The organism is Streptomyces sp. NPDC046821, assembly GCF_040645335.1.
In the GTDB taxonomy this organism is placed as follows: Bacteria; Actinomycetota; Actinomycetes; order Streptomycetales; family Streptomycetaceae; genus Streptomyces.
Genome location: NZ_JBEYYB010000014.1, coordinates 198,081 through 214,732 on the forward strand (window position 1 = coordinate 198,081; position 16,652 = coordinate 214,732).

At 70.3% G+C, this 16,652-nt stretch carries 12 protein-coding genes; 4 read left to right on the forward strand and 8 right to left on the reverse strand.

What is annotated here, in order from left to right; genetic code table 11:
• The first annotated feature begins 125 nt into the window (after positions 1–125).
• The 4 genes from ABZ893_RS28170 to ABZ893_RS28185 all read left to right on the forward strand — a co-directional run bounded on the left by ABZ893_RS28170 (position 126) and on the right by ABZ893_RS28185 (position 3,578).
• Positions 126–1,040 carry a rhomboid family intramembrane serine protease gene (locus ABZ893_RS28170; RefSeq protein WP_361408843.1) on the forward strand — a complete coding sequence of 305 codons (915 nt, stop codon included), beginning with the start codon at positions 126–128 and terminating at the stop codon, positions 1,038–1,040.
• Between the two features lie 85 nt (positions 1,041–1,125).
• Positions 1,126–2,028 carry a chitosanase gene (locus ABZ893_RS28175; RefSeq protein ID WP_361408844.1) on the forward strand — a complete coding sequence of 301 codons (903 nt, stop codon included), beginning with the start codon at positions 1,126–1,128 and terminating at the stop codon, positions 2,026–2,028.
• An 86-nt stretch (positions 2,029–2,114) separates the two neighbouring features.
• Complete coding sequence (locus tag ABZ893_RS28180) at positions 2,115–2,624, forward strand: lamin tail domain-containing protein (protein WP_361408847.1); 510 nt, start codon at positions 2,115–2,117, stop codon at positions 2,622–2,624.
• Positions 2,625–2,687: 63 nt separating this feature from the next.
• On the forward strand, positions 2,688–3,578 hold the full coding sequence (locus ABZ893_RS28185) for a hypothetical protein (protein WP_361408849.1): 891 nt from the start codon (positions 2,688–2,690) through the stop codon (positions 3,576–3,578).
• 105 nt (positions 3,579–3,683) lie between these two features.
• On the opposite strand, the gene ABZ893_RS28190 is transcribed toward ABZ893_RS28185, so the two are convergent.
• From ABZ893_RS28190 to trpC, 8 genes are all read right to left on the reverse strand, one after another.
• Positions 3,684–5,144, reverse strand: a complete 1,461-nt coding sequence (locus tag ABZ893_RS28190) for a glutamate synthase subunit beta (RefSeq protein ID WP_361408852.1) — start codon at positions 5,142–5,144, stop codon at positions 3,684–3,686.
• On the reverse strand, positions 5,137–9,762 hold the full coding sequence (gltB, locus tag ABZ893_RS28195; RefSeq protein WP_361408855.1) for a glutamate synthase large subunit: 4,626 nt from the start codon (positions 9,760–9,762) through the stop codon (positions 5,137–5,139). The genes ABZ893_RS28190 and gltB overlap by 8 nt, the downstream gene beginning before the upstream one ends.
• Before the next feature lie 380 nt (positions 9,763–10,142).
• Positions 10,143–10,874, reverse strand: a complete 732-nt coding sequence (locus tag ABZ893_RS28200; RefSeq protein ID WP_361408858.1) for a VIT1/CCC1 transporter family protein — start codon at positions 10,872–10,874, stop codon at positions 10,143–10,145.
• Positions 10,875–11,210: 336 nt separating this feature from the next.
• Positions 11,211–12,308: a prolipoprotein diacylglyceryl transferase gene (lgt, locus tag ABZ893_RS28205; RefSeq protein ID WP_361408861.1), complete on the reverse strand. Its 1,098-nt coding sequence runs from the start codon at positions 12,306–12,308 to the stop codon at positions 11,211–11,213.
• 110 nt (positions 12,309–12,418) lie between these two features.
• On the reverse strand, positions 12,419–13,201 hold the full coding sequence (locus ABZ893_RS28210) for a thioredoxin domain-containing protein (RefSeq protein WP_361408864.1): 783 nt from the start codon (positions 13,199–13,201) through the stop codon (positions 12,419–12,421).
• Between the two features lie 106 nt (positions 13,202–13,307).
• Positions 13,308–14,126 (reverse strand): tryptophan synthase subunit alpha, encoded by an 819-nt coding sequence (gene trpA, locus ABZ893_RS28215; protein WP_361408867.1) that lies wholly within the window; start codon positions 14,124–14,126, stop codon positions 13,308–13,310.
• Positions 14,123–15,409 (reverse strand): tryptophan synthase subunit beta, encoded by a 1,287-nt coding sequence (gene trpB, locus ABZ893_RS28220; RefSeq protein ID WP_361408870.1) that lies wholly within the window; start codon positions 15,407–15,409, stop codon positions 14,123–14,125. The genes trpA and trpB overlap by 4 nt, the downstream gene beginning before the upstream one ends.
• Positions 15,410–15,715: 306 nt before the next feature.
• Complete coding sequence (trpC, locus tag ABZ893_RS28225; RefSeq protein WP_361408873.1) at positions 15,716–16,525, reverse strand: indole-3-glycerol phosphate synthase TrpC; 810 nt, start codon at positions 16,523–16,525, stop codon at positions 15,716–15,718.
• Between the last annotated feature and the right edge of the window lie 127 nt (positions 16,526–16,652).

The following is a 16,652-nucleotide window of genomic DNA, read 5'->3' on the forward strand; positions in this document are numbered from 1 at the left end:
GGTGGCCGTGCGGCTGAGCGGTACCCCGGGCGCCGCCCCCTGACGGCGTTCGCTCTTTTGTTCGCCGCCGCCCCACCGGCTCTGTCCCCCTCCCTCTCCCCCTCCCCGAACCCTGAGGAGCCGGCGTGGAAGCCGAGTCCCAGCCCGTCACGACCCCCGAGGTCACGACCTGCTACCGCCACCCGAAGGTCGAGACGTACGTCAGCTGCACCCGGTGCGAGCGGTACATCTGCCCCGCCTGTATGCGGCAGGCGGCCGTCGGTTTCCACTGCCCGGACTGTGTGAAGGAGGGCGTCAGGTCGGTCCGCCAGGCGCGGACGGTCGTCGGCGGCCGGGTGTCCCTGGTCCCGCTCGTCACCTACGTCCTGATCGGCCTGAACGTCGCGGCCTACGTGGCCGAGGTGCTGCGCCCGTGGGTCCTGGACCGGTTCGGGATGCTGGGCGCGGGGCTCGTCGGCCCTGACGGCGGGCATTACGTCTACCAGGACACGTTCCCCGCCGCCTTCCACGCGGAGGGTGTGGTGGCCGGCGAGTGGTACCGGATGCTGACCGGCGCGTTCCTCCATCTGCCGCCGACGCAGGGCGTGTTCGGCATCCTGCACATCACGTTCAACATGTACTCGCTGTGGAATCTCGGCCGGGTCGTGGAGGCGCAGCTGGGCCGGGCCCGCTACCTCGCGCTCTACCTCCTCTCCGCGCTCGGCAGCTCTGTGCTCGTCTACCTGCTCGCCCCGGACACCCCCACGGTCGGCGCGTCCGGCGCGATCTTCGGGCTGGCCGCCGCGTACTACGTGATCGCGCGGCGGGTGGGGGCGGACATGAGCGGGGTCAACCGGTTCATGGCGGGCTTCCTGGTGTGGATGCTGATCTCGGCCCGATTCGCGTCCTGGCAGGGTCACTTGGGCGGGCTGCTGACGGGCGGCGCGGTGACGCTCGCGCTGGCGTACGCGCCGCGCGAACGCCGTGGTCTCGTCCAGGGCGCGGCGTGCGTCGCGCTGCTTGCGCTGCTGGTGACGCTGACGTTCCTGAAACAGCCGTAGAGGCTCCTGGCCGGGCCCGATCCGTGATCCGACGGTGACCATGGAGCCACGGATCCGGCCTCGTCACCGACGTAATCTGTGCCGCATGAAACGCGCAGGCTGCCTCCTCCTGGCCGTGGCTCCGGTCGCCACGGTCGCGGTGTTCCTCTTCACGCCCAACCACGACGGCGGCAAGGACTCGCAGAAAGCGACCGCGTCGCAGCACTCGGAGTCCGACGCGAAGGCGGCCAAGGCAGCGGCGGAGAAGAAGGCCGACGACGACGCCATCGCCGACCTGCCCCCGGGCCTCGCCGCCCCGGCGAAGAAGGAGCTGGCCCAGCAGCTCATCGCCAGCGCGGAGAACTCGACGCTCGACTGGCGCGGCCAGTACGGCTACATCGAGGACATCGGCGACGGCCAGGGCTACACGGCCGGCATCGTCGGCTTCTGCACGGGCACGCACGACCTGCTCACGCTCGTCGAGCGCTACACGAAGGCCCACCCCGACAACGGCCTCGCCTCCTACCTCCCCGCGCTGCGTGCCGTCGACGGCACGGACTCCCACAAGGGCCTCGACCCCGGTTTCACGGCGGCCTGGAAGAAGGAGGCGGCGGACCCGGCGTTCCGCACCGCCCAGAACTCCGAGCGCGACCGCGTCTACTTCGACCCGGCGGTACGCCTCGCCAAGCTCGACGGCCTGAACACGCTCGGCCAGTTCATCTACTACGACGCGATGGTCCTGCACGGCCCCGGCACGGAACCCAGGGGCTTCTACGGCCTGCGCGAGGCGGCGATGAAGGAGGCGAACACCCCGGCGCAGGGCGGCAAGGAGAAGACGTACCTCGACATCTTCCTCGACGTCCGCCGCAAGGCGATGAAGTCCAAGAACCCGAACCGCGACACGTCCCGCATCGACACGGCCCAGCGCCAGTTCCTCTACGACGGCAACATGGACCTGAAGACTCCGCTGGTGTGGAAGGTGTACGGGGAGACGTACAAAGTGCCGTAGTTCACGCGGAGTTGGCCCTGGGGGCACGATCCCGTCCGTGATGATGAGGTGACGCACGCACCTTTGAACTCACCCGAGGACAACACATGAACATACGCCCCGCCTTGGCCACCGCCTCCGCGCTGTCCGTCTCCGCGCTGACCGCCGTGACCCTGCTGGGAGCGGCCCCCGCGTACGCCACCGAGTACAGCTCGGCGCTGAAGATCCGCGGGGTCCAGTACGACGCCCCGGGCCGCGACGACAACCGCTGCTCGGGCGGCAACACCGCGCAGGAGTACGTGACGCTGAAGAACTACTCCAAGACCGCGACGATCAACCTCAAGGGTTACGTGATCAAGGACGCCACCGGCAACAAGTTCACGTTCACCAAGAGCCACACCCTGGAGCCCGGCGACTACGTCCGCCTGCGCGGCGGCCACGGCACGGACTCGGATGCGAAGAACGTGGTCTACCGCAACAACTGCAACTTCCTCTGGAACAACACCGGCGACACGATCTACGTCTACAAGCCGTCCGGGGCCCACTCGGACACCCACAAGTACACGAAGTCCGCCAACGACAGGGACGGCAACGGGTACATCGGCTTCCACGGCTGACCGACCCGACCGCCGAGCCTCACCCCCGCCGAACCCTCCCCCGACCTCCGGAAGTTCAGGCCGATGCCCCGCACCACCCCGCCCCGCCCCGTCGACGTCGAAGCGCTCTTCGCCGAGCTGGGTCCGCTGCGTCGCTCCGCGACCCGGCTTCATCCACGGCGCGGGACGCCCACAGTGCGGGACAGCTCGGTGGGTGGTCCGATGCTGTGGCCCGCGGGAGAGCCGTGGCCGGTCTGCACGACTGCGCACAAGCGGGCCGGCGGGTACCGCCACCTGCCGGACACCGACCCGGTCCCGCTGCTCGCCGTCGCCCAGCTGTACCGGCGTGACGTGCCCGGTCTGCCGTTCCCCGAACAGGGCGATGTGCTGCAGGTGTTCTGGTGCGGCTTCGAGCGGCACGGCGAGTCCAGGCACGAGCCGTATGTGGAGCTCCGCTGGCGCTGGGCGGCCGACGTCACGAAAGCGGCACCCGGGCAGCAACCGGTGCCCGAGGTCGTCGGCCGCGAGGAACTCGTTCCCAGCGCCTGCGTTCTGCACCCCGAAGTGGTCACCGAGCACCCGTGGTTCGAGGAGCTAGACCCCGGTCTGCAGGAGCGCATCGAGTGCTGGGAGGAGGGGATCGAGGAGGAGGAAGAGGACGGGGACGGAGAGATCTATGTGACGGACCTGTCCACGGCCCCGGGCTGGAAGGTCGGCGGCTACATCGCCTGGAACCTCACCGGGCCGGCCGACCCGCGGTGCGCCGACTGCGGCGCGGGCCTCGTCCCGCTCCTGACCGCGGCCGCCACCGAGTGGGACCCCGGCACGACCAGCTGGATCCCCGACGAGGACCGGCCGGACAGAGTGGTGAGGGGTGCGAACACCCCCACCGGCGTCTCCCCCGGCCGCGGACGGCTGATCGTCGCGGTCTGCCCGCGCGACCCGGACCACCCGCACCGGCTGATCTCGCAGTAGCCACGAACACACCACGACGCCCGCCCAGTCGTCCGGTCGGGGACTGTTCGGGCGGGCGTCGTGTTCAGTTCCGTACGCCGTTGTACGGGACATTCATGGGGGCCGTCAGACGGTCAGGGAGCGGTCCGTCGGGCGGATGGGGGCCGGGAGTTCCGAGGCGCCGGTCAGGAAGCGGTCGACGCCGCGGGCGGCCGAGCGGCCCTCCGCGATGGCCCACACGATGAGGGACTGGCCTCGGCCCGCGTCGCCGGCGACGAAGACGCCGGGGACGTTGGTCTGGAACTCGTCGTCGCGGGCGACGTTGCCGCGCTCGTCGAGGTCCAGGGCGAACTGGTCGACCAGACCGTTGTCGCGGTCCGTGCCGGTGAAGCCCATCGCGAGCGTGACGAGCTGGGCGGGGATCTTGCGCTCCGTGCCCGGCTTCTGCGTCAGCTTGCCCTCGACGAACTCCACCTCGATGAGGTGCAGGGACTGGACGTTGCCGTCCTCGTCGCCCTCGAAGTGGGTGGTCGAGACGGAGTAGACCCGCTCGCCGCCCTCCTCGTGCGCGGACGTCACCTTGTAGAGCATGGGGAACGTCGGCCAGGGCTGGCCGGCGCTGCGGTCCTCGCCCGGACGCGGCATGATCTCCAGCTGCGTGACCGAGGCCGCGCCCTGGCGGTGGGCGGTGCCCACGCAGTCCGCGCCGGTGTCGCCGCCGCCGATGACGACGACGTGCTTGCCCTCGGCGGAGACCGGCGTGGTGACGTAGTCGCCCTCCTGGACCTTGTTGGCCAGGGGCAGGTACTCCATCGCCTGGTAGACGCCCTTGAGGTCACGGCCGGGGACCGGCAGGTCGCGGGCGGTCGTGGCACCGGCGGCGATGACCACGGCGTCGTAGCGCTTGCGCAGCTTCGCGGCGTCGATGTCGCGGCCGATCTCCACGCCCGTACGGAACTTGGTGCCCTCCGCGCGCATCTGCTCGATGCGGCGGTTGATGTGCCGCTTCTCCATCTTGAACTCGGGGATGCCGTACCGGAGCAGGCCGCCGATGCGGTCGGCGCGCTCGTAGACGGCGACCGTGTGGCCGGCCCGGGTCAGCTGCTGAGCGGCAGCGAGGCCGGCCGGACCGGAACCGATGACGGCGACGGTCTTGCCGGACAGGCGCTCAGGGGCCTGGGGCGCGACGTCGCCGCGGTCCCACGCCTGGTCGATGATCGAGACCTCGACGTTCTTGATGGTGACGGCCGGCTGGTTGATGCCGAGCACGCACGCCGACTCACAGGGCGCCGGGCAGAGGCGGCCGGTGAACTCCGGGAAGTTGTTGGTGGCGTGCAGCCGCTCCTGCGCCGCCGACCAGTCCTCGCGGTACGCGTAGTCGTTCCACTCGGGGATCAGGTTCCCGAGCGGGCAGCCGTTGTGGCAGAACGGGATGCCGCAGTCCATGCAGCGCGAGGCCTGCTTGCTGATGATGGGCAGCAGGGAGCCGGGAACGTAGACCTCGTTCCAGTCCCGTACGCGCTCGCCGACCGGGCGGGTCTGCGCCACCTCGCGGCCATGGTTGAGAAAGCCCTTGGGATCAGCCATTGGTCGCCGCCTCCATCATCTTCTCGGTGGTCTCGGACTCGGAGAGTCCGGCTCGCTCGGCGGCGTCCTTGGCGGCGAGCACTGCCTTGTACGTGCTGGGGATGATCTTGCTGAAGCGCTCCAGAGCGGTGTCCCACTCGGCGAGCAGCTTCTCGGCGACGGTCGAGCCCGTCTCCTCCTGGTGGCGGCGCACGGCGTCGTGCAGCCACTGCCTGTCGGTGTCGTCCAGGGCCTCGATCGCGCCGTGGTTACCGGCGTTGACGTGGTCACGGTCCAGATCGATGACGTACGCGATGCCGCCGGACATGCCGGCCGCGAAGTTGCGTCCGGTCTCGCCGAGGACGACCGCGCGGCCACCCGTCATGTACTCGCAGCCGTGGTCGCCCACACCCTCCGAGACGACGGTCGCACCCGAGTTGCGGACGCAGAAGCGCTCGCCGGTGCGGCCGCGCAGGAACAGCTCGCCGCCCGTCGCGCCGTACGCGATGGTGTTGCCGGCGATCGTCGAGTACTCGGCGAGGTGGTCGGCGCCGCGGTCCGGGCGGACCACGATGCGGCCGCCGGACAGGCCCTTGCCGACGTAGTCGTTGGCGTCGCCCTCCAGGCGCAGGGTCACACCGCGCGGCACGAACGCGCCGAACGACTGGCCCGCGGAGCCGGTGAAGGTGATGTCGATGGTGTCGTCGGGCAGGCCCGCGCCACCGAACTTCTTCGTCACCTCGTGGCCGAGCATGGTGCCGACCGTGCGGTTGATGTTGCGGATGGCGACCTGGGCGCGCACGGGCTGGGCGTCGGCCTGGGCGTTCGCGGCGAGCGCGTCGGCGGCCAGCTTGATCAGCTCGTTGTCCAGGGCCTTCTCCAGGCCGTGGTCCTGAGAGATCACCTGGTGGCGCACGGCGCCCTCGGCCAGCTCGGGCACGTAGAAGAGGGGCTCGAGGTCGAGGCCCTGGGCCTTCCAGTGGTCCACGGCCCGCTCGGTGTCGAGGAGTTCGGCGTGGCCGACGGCCTCCTCGATCGTGCGGAAGCCCAGCTCGGCGAGGAGCTCGCGGACCTCCTCGGCGATGAACTCGAAGAAGTTCACGACGAATTCGGCCTTGCCGGAGAACCGCTCGCGCAGGACCGGGTTCTGCGTGGCGATGCCGACCGGGCAGGTGTCCAGGTGGCAGACGCGCATCATGACGCAGCCGGAGACGACGAGCGGCGCGGTCGCGAAACCGAACTCCTCGGCGCCGAGCAGCGCGGCGATGACGACGTCGCGGCCGGTCTTGAGCTGGCCGTCGGTCTGGACGACGATGCGGTCGCGCAGGCCGTTGAGCAGCAGGGTCTGCTGGGTCTCGGCGAGGCCGAGCTCCCAGGGACCGCCCGCGTGCTTCAGCGAGGTGAGCGGGGAGGCGCCCGTTCCGCCGTCGTGGCCGGAGATCAGGACGACGTCCGCGTGCGCCTTGGAGACACCCGCGGCGACCGTGCCGACGCCGACCTCGGAGACCAGCTTCACGTGAATCCGCGCCTGCGGGTTCGCGTTCTTCAGGTCGTGGATCAGCTGGGCGAGGTCCTCGATGGAGTAGATGTCGTGGTGCGGCGGCGGGGAGATGAGGCCCACGCCCGGCGTCGAGTGACGCGTCTTGGCGACCCACGGGTAGACCTTGTGGCCGGGCAGCTGGCCGCCCTCGCCGGGCTTGGCGCCCTGGGCCATCTTGATCTGGATGTCGTCCGCGTTGACCAGGTACTCGCTCGTCACGCCGAAGCGGCCGGAGGCGACCTGCTTGATCGACGAACGGCGGGCCGGGTCGTACAGGCGCTCCGGGTCCTCGCCGCCCTCACCCGTGTTGGACTTGGCGCCCAGCTGGTTCATGGCGATGGCGAGGGTCTCGTGGGCCTCGCGCGAGATGGAGCCGTACGACATGGCGCCGGTGGAGAAGCGCTTGACGATCTCGGAGACCGGCTCGACCTCGTCGATGGAGATCGACGGACGCTCGCCCTTGAAGCCGAAGAGGCCGCGCAGCGTCATCAGACGCTCCGACTGCTCGTTCACCCGGTCCGTGTACTTCTTGAAGATGTCGTACCGGCGGTTGCGCGTGGCGTGCTGGAGGCGGAAGACCGTCTCCGGGTCGAACAGGTGCGGCTCGCCCTCGCGGCGCCACTGGTACTCGCCGCCGATCTCGAGCGCGCGGTGCGCCGGGGCGATGCCGGAGGCCGGGTACGCCTTGGCGTGGCGGGCGGCGACCTCCTGGGCGATGACGTCGAGACCGGCGCCGCCGATCTTCGTCGCCGTGCCGTTGAAGTACTTCTCGACGAAGGCCTCGTCGAGGCCGACGGCCTCGAAGACCTGGGCGCCGCGGTAGGAGGCGACGGTCGAGATGCCCATCTTGGACATGACCTTGAGGACGCCCTTGCCGAGGGCGTAGATCAGGTTGCGGATGGCCTGCTCGGCCCCGTTCTCATCGGCGTGCAGGAACGTGCCGGCGCGGACCAGGTCCTCGACGGACTCCATGGCCAGGTACGGGTTGACGGCCGCGGCGCCGAAGCCGATGAGGAGGGCCACGTGGTGGACCTCGCGCACATCGCCCGCCTCGACGAGCAGCCCCACCTCGGTGCGCTGCTTCGTACGGATGAGGTGGTGGTGGACGGCCGCGGTGAGCAGCAGCGACGGGATCGGCGCGTGCTCGGCGTCGGAGTGCCGGTCCGAGAGGACGATCAGGCGGGCGCCGGCCTCGATGGCGGCGTCGGCCTCGGCGCAGATCTCGTCGATCCGGGCGGCGAGCGCGTCGCCGCCGCCGCTGACCCGGTAGAGGCCGGACAGGGTCACGGCCTTCATGCCGGGCATGTCGCCGTCGGCGTTGATGTGGATGAGCTTGGCCAGCTCGTCGTTGTCGATCACCGGGAAGGGCAGCGTGACCGAGCGGCAGGACGCGGCGTTCGGGTCGAGCAGGTTGCCCTGCGGGCCCAGGCTGGAGCGCAGCGAGGTGACGAGCTCCTCGCGGATGGCGTCCAGCGGCGGGTTGGTGACCTGCGCGAACAACTGCGTGAAGTAGTCGAAGATCAGCCGCGGGCGGGCGGAGAGCGCCGCGATCGGCGAGTCCGTGCCCATGGAGCCGAGCGGCTCGCCGCCGGTCTTGGCCATCGGCGTGAGGATGACGCGCAGCTCTTCCTCGGTGTAGCCGAAGGTCTGCTGGCGACGGGTGACGGAGGCGTGGGTGTGCACGATGTGCTCGCGCTCGGGGAGGTCCTCGAGCTCGATCTCGCCGGCCTCCAGCCACTCCTCGTAGGGCTGCTCGGCGGCGAGGGACGCCTTGATCTCGTCGTCCTCGATGATGCGGTGTTCGACCGTGTCGACGAGGAACATCTTGCCGGGCTGGAGGCGGCCCTTGCGGACGACCTTCGCGGGGTCGATGTCGAGGACGCCGACCTCGGAGCCGAGGACGACGAGGCCCTCGTCGGTGACCCAGTAGCGGCCGGGGCGCAAACCGTTGCGGTCGAGAACGGCACCCACCTGCGTACCGTCGGTGAAGGTGACGCAGGCCGGGCCGTCCCAGGGCTCCATCATCGTGGAGTGGAACTGGTAGAAGGCGCGCCGGTCGGCCTCCATGGAGGCGTGGTTCTCCCAGGCCTCCGGGATCATCATCAGGACGCTGTGCGGCAGGGAGCGGCCGCCGAGGTGGAGCAGCTCCAGGACCTCGTCGAAGGAGGCCGAGTCCGAGGCGTCGGGCGTGCAGACGGGGAAGATCCGCGACAGGTCCTGGGAGTCGCTGTGCCCATGGTCGGCAGAGCCGAACAAGTCGGAGGCGAGCTGCGACTCGCGGGCCTTCATCCAGTTCCGGTTGCCCTTGACGGTGTTGATCTCACCGTTGTGCGCGACGAAGCGGTACGGGTGGGCGAGCGGCCAGCTCGGGAAGGTGTTCGTGGAGAACCGCGAGTGGACCAGAGCGATCGCGGAAGCGAATCGGCGGTCCGACAGGTCGGGGAAGAAGGGCTCCAGCTGGCCGGTGGTCAGCATTCCCTTGTAGACGATGGTCCGCGCGGAGAGCGACGGGAAGTACACGCCGGCCTCGCGCTCGGAGCGCTTGCGCAGGACGAAGGCCTTGCGGTCGAGCGCGATGTCCGTCGCGGAGCCGTCGGCGTCCGCCACGAAGATCTGGCGGAAGGCGGGCATCGTGCCGCGGGCGGTGGCGCCGAGCAGCTGCGGCGCGACGGGAACCTCGCGCCAGCCGAGGACGGTGAGGCCCTCTTCGGACGCGATCGTCTCGATCTGCGAGACGGCGGCCGCGTTCTCGGCCTCGTCGGTCGGCAGGAAGGCGATACCCACGGCGTACGCGCCGGCGGCGGGCAGGTCGAAGGAGACGGACTCGCGCAGGAAGGCGTCCGGGACCTGGGAGAGGATGCCCGCTCCGTCACCCGAGTCGGGCTCGGAACCGGTGGCACCGCGGTGCTCCAGGTTGCGCAGAACCGTGAGCGCCTGTTCGACCAGCGCGTGGCTCGCCTCTCCGGTGAGGGTGGCCACGAAGCCGACGCCACAGGCGTCGTGCTCGTTGCGGGGGTCGTACATGCCCTGGGCTGCAGGGCGAGCATCCATGTACGGCTTGATCATGGAGTGCTGGGACGGCTGGCGCGGCGTGCGCATCGGCAGCTCCCGTCGTCGTCGTGGCATATGACATCTGCCGAGGGACGACGTTGGCCCTCTGCTGGGGGTGCAAAATTTGGAGCAGATTACATGATGGGCAATATCTCGGGAAGTGGAAAGTACTTTCCATCATGCGGACACCGCGGGTGGCGGTGCGGGTGCCGTTCCGGATGCGGAGCGGCGTCAGACCGAGGGGGACTTCTTCAAGAGAACTTCACGGTCAAGGGAACTGCAAGGGCAGATCGTGTCCGCGGATATGTATCTGGGCGAGACGGGCGACGTTGCCCGTGGCGTTCTCGGCTCATGCCCCGCGGTCACACACTCGAAACCGCGGGGATACGGCTATTTATACAGAACGGCGTATAGCCATCACGCGATGGTTATCCTACGGCCGTTCCGAACAGCGTGCCCAGGAGATACGTCACACCCGCAGCGGCACCACCGAGAGCCAGCTGGCGCAGACCGCTGAACCACCAGGACCGCGCCGTCACCTTGGCCACGATCGCACCGCAGGCGAACAGGCCGACGAGCGCGAGCAGGACCGCGGGCCACAGGGCGCTCGCGCCGAGCAGGTAGGGCAGCAGCGGGAGCAGGGCGCCGAGCGCGAACGACCCGAAGGACGAGACGGCGGCGACCGTCGGTGACGGCAGGTCGCTGGGGTCGATACCCAGCTCCTCGCGCGCATGGATTTCGAGGGCCTGCTCGGGGTCCTGGGAGAGCTGGCGCGCCACCTCACGGGCGAGCTCGGGCTCGACCCCGCGCGACATGTAGAGCTCGGCCAGCTCCCGCTCCTCGTCGGCGGGGTGCTTCCTCAACTCCCGCCGCTCGACGTCGAGTTCGGCCTCGACCAGCTCACGCTGGGAGGCTACTGAGGTGTACTCGCCGGCCGCCATGGAGAAGGCGCCGGCCGCGAGTCCGGAGAGCCCGGCGATGACGATCGTCTGCTGCGACACGTCGCCGCCGGCGACACCCGTCATGAGGGCCAGGTTCGAGACGAGCCCGTCCATCGCGCCGAACACGGCGGGGCGCAGCCAGCCGCCGTTGACGTCGCGGTGCGTGTGGTTGTCGCGGTGCGCGTCGTGCAGCGCCGCCTCGGTCTCGATGATGGCCATCCCGCCCAGTGCTCCTCTCATGCGGAGCCGATGCCGCACACGCGTTCCGCGGGCGCCGGCTCCCCCCTCAACACCGTCGAAAGTACGCACGGAATCGGGGGCCCGCCAGCAAGGAAGGCCGTACTTACCAGGGCTTTCAGCCGTTTTGCACCCCGCCTCGAACCGCTCTCGCCGCCGCCCGAGAGATGGATCACAGGGTGGGCGCGTTGACGGACCGGGGAACGCGGCGGCGCGCCGGGGGCCAGGCGCTGGGAGACGTGACCTCGATACGGCGATGGGGCGCCGGATCGTGGTGATCCGGCGCCCCATCGGCGTGCTCATCGGGGAGCGGCGTGGCTAGCTCTTCGCGGCCTTCTTGGCCTCGCCCGCAGCCTCATCCTTGGCCGGCGAGCCCTCGGGGCCCTGGTCGGCTCCCTCGGCCTCAGGCTCAGCCTTGGCCTTGGCCTCGGTCGCAGCCTCGACGACGGTCACGGCCTCACCCCCGACCGAAGCCTCACCGTCACTCTCACCCGAGCCCTTGCCGACCTCAGCACCGGCGACGACCGTACCGGCCTCAGCGCTAGCGTCGGCCTCAGCGCCCTCACCCTCCGCACCGGCTCCGGCCTCGCCATCATCGCCCGCACCCGGCTCCACGACCTCTTCGCGCCCGGGCCGCTTCTTCGCCGAGACCACGATGTAGAGCACGGCGAGCAGGAAGACGATCATCGCGGTCCAGTCATTGAGCCGCAGACCGAGGATGTGGTGCGCGTCGTCGACACGCATGTACTCGATCCAGAAGCGGCCCACGCAGTACGCGGCGACGTACAGCGCGAACGCGCGCCCGTGGCCCAGCTTGAACTTCCGGTCGGCCCAGATGACGAGCAGCGCGACGCCGATGCACCACAGGGACTCGTACAGGAACGTCGGGTGGTAGAGCCCGGGTACGCGGCCGTCCGCCGTGGACGTGATCTTCAGGGCCCAGGGCAGGTGGGTGGGCTTGCCGTACAGCTCCTGGTTGAACCAGTTGCCCCAGCGGCCCATGGCCTGGGCGAGGGCGATGCCGGGCGCGATGGCGTCGGCGTACGCGGGCAGTGGGATGCCGCGTCTGCGGCAGCCGATCCACGCGCCCACCGCGCCGAGCGCGATGGCGCCCCAGATGCCGAGGCCGCCCTCCCAGATCTTGAAGGCGTCCACCCAGTCACGGCCCGGGCTGAAGTACAGCTCGTAGTCCGTGATCACGTGGTAGAGCCGGCCGCCGACCAGGCCGAACGGCACGGCCCAGACCGCGATGTCGGCGACCGTGCCGGAGCGCCCGCCGCGGGCGATCCAGCGCTTGTTGCCGAGCCAGACGGCAATGAAGACGCCGATGATGATGCAGAACGCGTAGCCGCGGAGCGGAATGGGTCCGAGATAGACCACTCCGTGTGACGGGCTGGGGATGTAGGCAAGAGTCATGGCACCTCCGACGCTACCGTGCCGGGCCGTGGCGGCGGCAATCAGCCCGGCTACGGGTCCATAACGAGGCGCCCGCCTCCCTCACAGGGCGCCGGACAACCCCCTTGCCACTATTGCTTGTTCGCCGCCTGAACCATCTGCTTGAGCTTCGCGGGGGTCAGCGGATTGGTCTGGTCGGCGTACACGTTCTTCCCGTTCAGGAGCACCGTCGGGGTGCCCTGGAAGCCGCCGGCCTGGAAGGCGTCGTTCGACTTCTTGACCCAGCCGTCGTGCGTGCCGCCGTCGACGCACTTGCGGAAGTCCGGGGTGACCAGGCCGTTCACCTTGCCGGCCAGGTCGATCAGCTTGGCGTTGTCCTCGTAGGCGTCGGACGTCTCGGGGGGCTGGTTCTCGTAGAGGACGTCGTGGAACGGGGGGTACTTCCCGGCGTCCTGGGCGCACGCCGCCGCGTTCGCCGCGCGCAGGGAGCCGGTGCCGCCCATGTTCTTGTCGATGAGGGTGGCCAGGTGGTATTCGACCTTGAGCTGGCCCGAGCCGGTCAGCTCGTGGATCGTCGTGCGGAAGTTGTCCTCGAAGGCCTTGCAGGCGGGGCAGCGGAAGTCCTCCCACACCGTGAGCGTCGACTTCGCGCTGTCCTGGCCGACCGGGATGGCGAGGCTGTCCTTGCCGACCGCGCCCTGGGGTGCGGTGACCGGGCCGGCGCTGCTGCCGCTGTTGTCGCTGCCGGAATTCGCCGCGATCACCCCGATCACGGCGGCCAGCGCGAGGACGCCGACGACGGCACCCCCGACGATCATGCCCCGGCGGCGCCGGTCCTTCGTCTTCTGCTTCTCGCGCTCCTGGGCCAGCCGTTCGCGGGCGCTGCGCTTTCCGTCACGGTTCTTCTCGCTCACACCCGCCAAACGAACCGGGGAGGCACCAGCGTGCCTCCCCGGTCCCAGGTCCACCCAGAAGGGTGACGACGTGTTCGGACGCGCCGCCACCGGTTTCGAGCGTGGGTTACGACGCCTTGACGCGCACCCCGTCGGCGAGATCCGCCGCCAGCGCCCGTACGGCCGCGAGACCTGCGGTCTCGTCCTCGGCGTCGAGCATCAGCTTCACGAAGGCCGAGCCGACGATGACTCCGTCGGCGAAGCCCGCGACCTCGGCGGCCTGCTTCGCGTTCGAGACGCCGAGGCCGACGCAGACCGGCAGGTCCGTGGTGGCGCGGGTGCGGCGCACCAGCTCCTGGGCCTGCTCGCCGACCGACTCGCGGGTGCCGGTGACGCCCATGAGGGAGGCGGCGTAGACGAAGCCCGAGCCGGCCGCGGTGATCGTCGCGAGGCGCGCGTCCTGGCTGCTGGGGGCGACGACGAAGACGGTCGCGAGACCGTGCTTGTCGGCGTGCTCACGCCATACGGCCGACTCCTGGACCGGCAGGTCCGGCAGGATGCAGCCGGCGCCGCCCGCCTCGGCGAGCTCGGCGGTGAACCGCTCGATGCCGTAGCGGTCGATGGGGTTCCAGTACGTCATGACGAGGACCGGCTTGCCGGTCGCCGCGTGGGCCTCGCGGACCGTGCGCATGACGTCCGCGATCCGGACGCCGCCGCGCAGGGCGATGTCGTCGGCGGTCTGGATGACGGGTCCGTCGAGGACGGGGTCGGAGTGCGGGAGGCCGACCTCGACGACGTCGGCGCCGCCGTCGAAGACGGCCTTGATCGCCTCGATGCCGCCGTCCACGGTCGGGAACCCGGCCGGCAGGTAGGCAACGAGGGCGGCGCGGCCCTCGGCCTTTGCCGCGGCAAGGGTCTCGTTCAACAGCTCGACGTTGCCGCTCACTTGACGTCCCCCTCGATCTCCGCGCCGGTCCCGGCCTCGTCCGCCGCGACGGCGGCGTCGGTGTCGTACAGGCCGAAGTAACGGGCGGCCGTGTCCATGTCCTTGTCGCCGCGGCCGGACAGGTTGACGATCATCAGCCCGTCCTTGCCCAGTTCCTTGCCGACCTCGATGGCCCCGGCGAGCGCGTGGGCGCTCTCGATGGCCGGGATGATGCCCTCGGTACGCGACAGCAGGCGCAGGGCCTGCATGGCGGCGTCGTCGGTGACCGCGCGGTACTCGCCACGACCGCTGTCCTTGAGGAAGGCGTGCTCCGGGCCGATGCCCGGGTAGTCGAGACCCGCCGAGATCGAGTACGGCTCGGTGATCTGGCCCTCGTCGTCCTGGAGGACGTAGGAACGCGAGCCGTGCAGGATGCCGGGCTCGCCGGCGGTGAGGGTCGCGGCGTGCTCGCCGGTCTCGATGCCGTGCCCGGCCGGCTCGCAGCCGATGAGGCGTACGCCGCTGTCCGGGATGAAGGCGTGGAAGAGGCCGATGGCGTTCGAGCCACCGCCCACGCACGCGACGGCCGCGTCGGGCAGGCGTCCGGCGCGCTCCAGGATCTGGCGGCGGGCCTCGACGCCGATGACGCGGTGGAAGTCGCGGACCATGGCCGGGAAGGGGTGCGGTCCGGCGACGGTACCGAAGAGGTAGTGCGTGCGGTCGACGTTGGCGACCCAGTCGCGGAACGCCTCGTTGATGGCGTCCTTGAGGGTGCGGCTGCCGGACTTCACGGCGACGACCTCGGCGCCGAGCATCCGCATCCGGGCGACGTTGAGCGCCTGGCGCTCGGTGTCGATCTCGCCCATGTAGATGGTGCAGTCGAGGCCGAAGAGCGCGCAGGCGGTGGCGGTCGCGACGCCGTGCTGGCCCGCGCCGGTCTCGGCGATCACGCGCGTCTTGCCCATGCGCTTGGTGAGCAGCGCCTGGCCGAGCACGTTGTTGATCTTGTGCGAGCCGGTGTGGTTCAGGTCCTCGCGCTTGAGGAAGATGCGGGCGCCGCCGGCGTGCTCGGCGAACCGGGGCACCTCGGTGAGGGAGCTGGGGCGTCCCGTGTAGTTGACGAGCAGGTCGTCGAGCTCGGCGGCGAAGGCCGGGTCGCTCTTGGCCTTGTCGTACTCGACGGCGACCTCGTCGACGGCGGCGACGAGGGCCTCCGGGATGAACTTGCCGCCGAACGCCCCGAAGTAGCCTTCGGGGCTGGGGATCTGACCCTCGGGGTCGGGGATGAAGTACTCGCTGGGCATTGCGGAAACCTCGCTAAGGCTGGCGTTGGCTTTGACGTGAGTACGCCCTCACGCCGTAGCTGGTCACGGTTCTGTCGCGACTGCGGCCCTCCTGGGCCGATCGCGCAGTTCCCCGCGCCCCTTTCAGGGGCGCTTCAGCTCGCGGCGGCGTTCAGGGCGCCGCCTCGCCATCGCATCCCAGGGATCTGACCCGGCTCCGCGCCGATGTGGTAGCGCACGCGCCGCCCTCGCACGCGTCGCGCGGGCGCCCGGCAGCCGCGGGGGCGGCAGCCGGGGGCGAGGCGGGCGGCGATGGGCATCAGGAGGTCAGCTCCGGCCGTGGCGCAGGGCCGGGTGGGCGCCCGCGGCGACCAGGTCGGAGACCGCGGTACGCGGGTCGCGGCCGGTCACCAGGGACTCGCCGACGAGCACGGCGTCCGCGCCCGCGTTGGCGTACGCGATCAGGTCGTGCGGGCCGCGGATGCCCGACTCGGCCACCTTGACGATATGGTCGGGGATCTCGGGGGCGACCTGCTGGAACGTGTCCCGGTCGACCTTGAGCGTCTTGAGGTTGCGCGCGTTCACGCCGATGATGCGGGCGCCCGCGTCGACGGCGCGCTCGACCTCTTCCTCGTCGTGGACCTCGACGAGCGGCGTGAGCCCGATGGACTCGGCGCGCTCGATGAGCGACTCCAGGGCGGGCTGCTCCAGGGCGGCCACGATCAGCAGGGCGAGGTCGGCGCCGTAGGCCCGTGCCTCCCACAGCTGGTACGACGTGACGATGAAGTCCTTGCGCAGGACCGGGATGTCGACCTTGGCGCGCACGGCCTCGAGGTCGGCGAGCGAACCGCCGAAGCGGCGCTGCTCGGTCAGTACGGAGATGACGGCCGCGCCGCCCGCCTCGTAGTCGGCGGCGAGTCCCGCCGGGTCGGCGATCGCGGCGAGCGCACCCTTGGACGGGCTCGAGCGCTTGACCTCGCAGATGACCTTGACGCCGTCGCCGCGCAGGGCGGCAACGCCGTCCTTCGCCGCCGGCGCCTTGGCCGCGCGCTCCTTGAGCTCGTCGAGGCTGACGTTCGCCTGCCGCTCCGCGAGGTCGGCACGGACTCCGTCGATGATCTCGTCGAGCACACTCACGCGAGCGGCCCCCTTCCTGACGGTGGAGCGGTGGAAGCTGATTGCCACAGCGGGCAATCCACTGGTCACAGCGATGATATCCGCAGGATGCCTCCGGCTCCGCATCCAAGGGACGGCGGTCCCACTA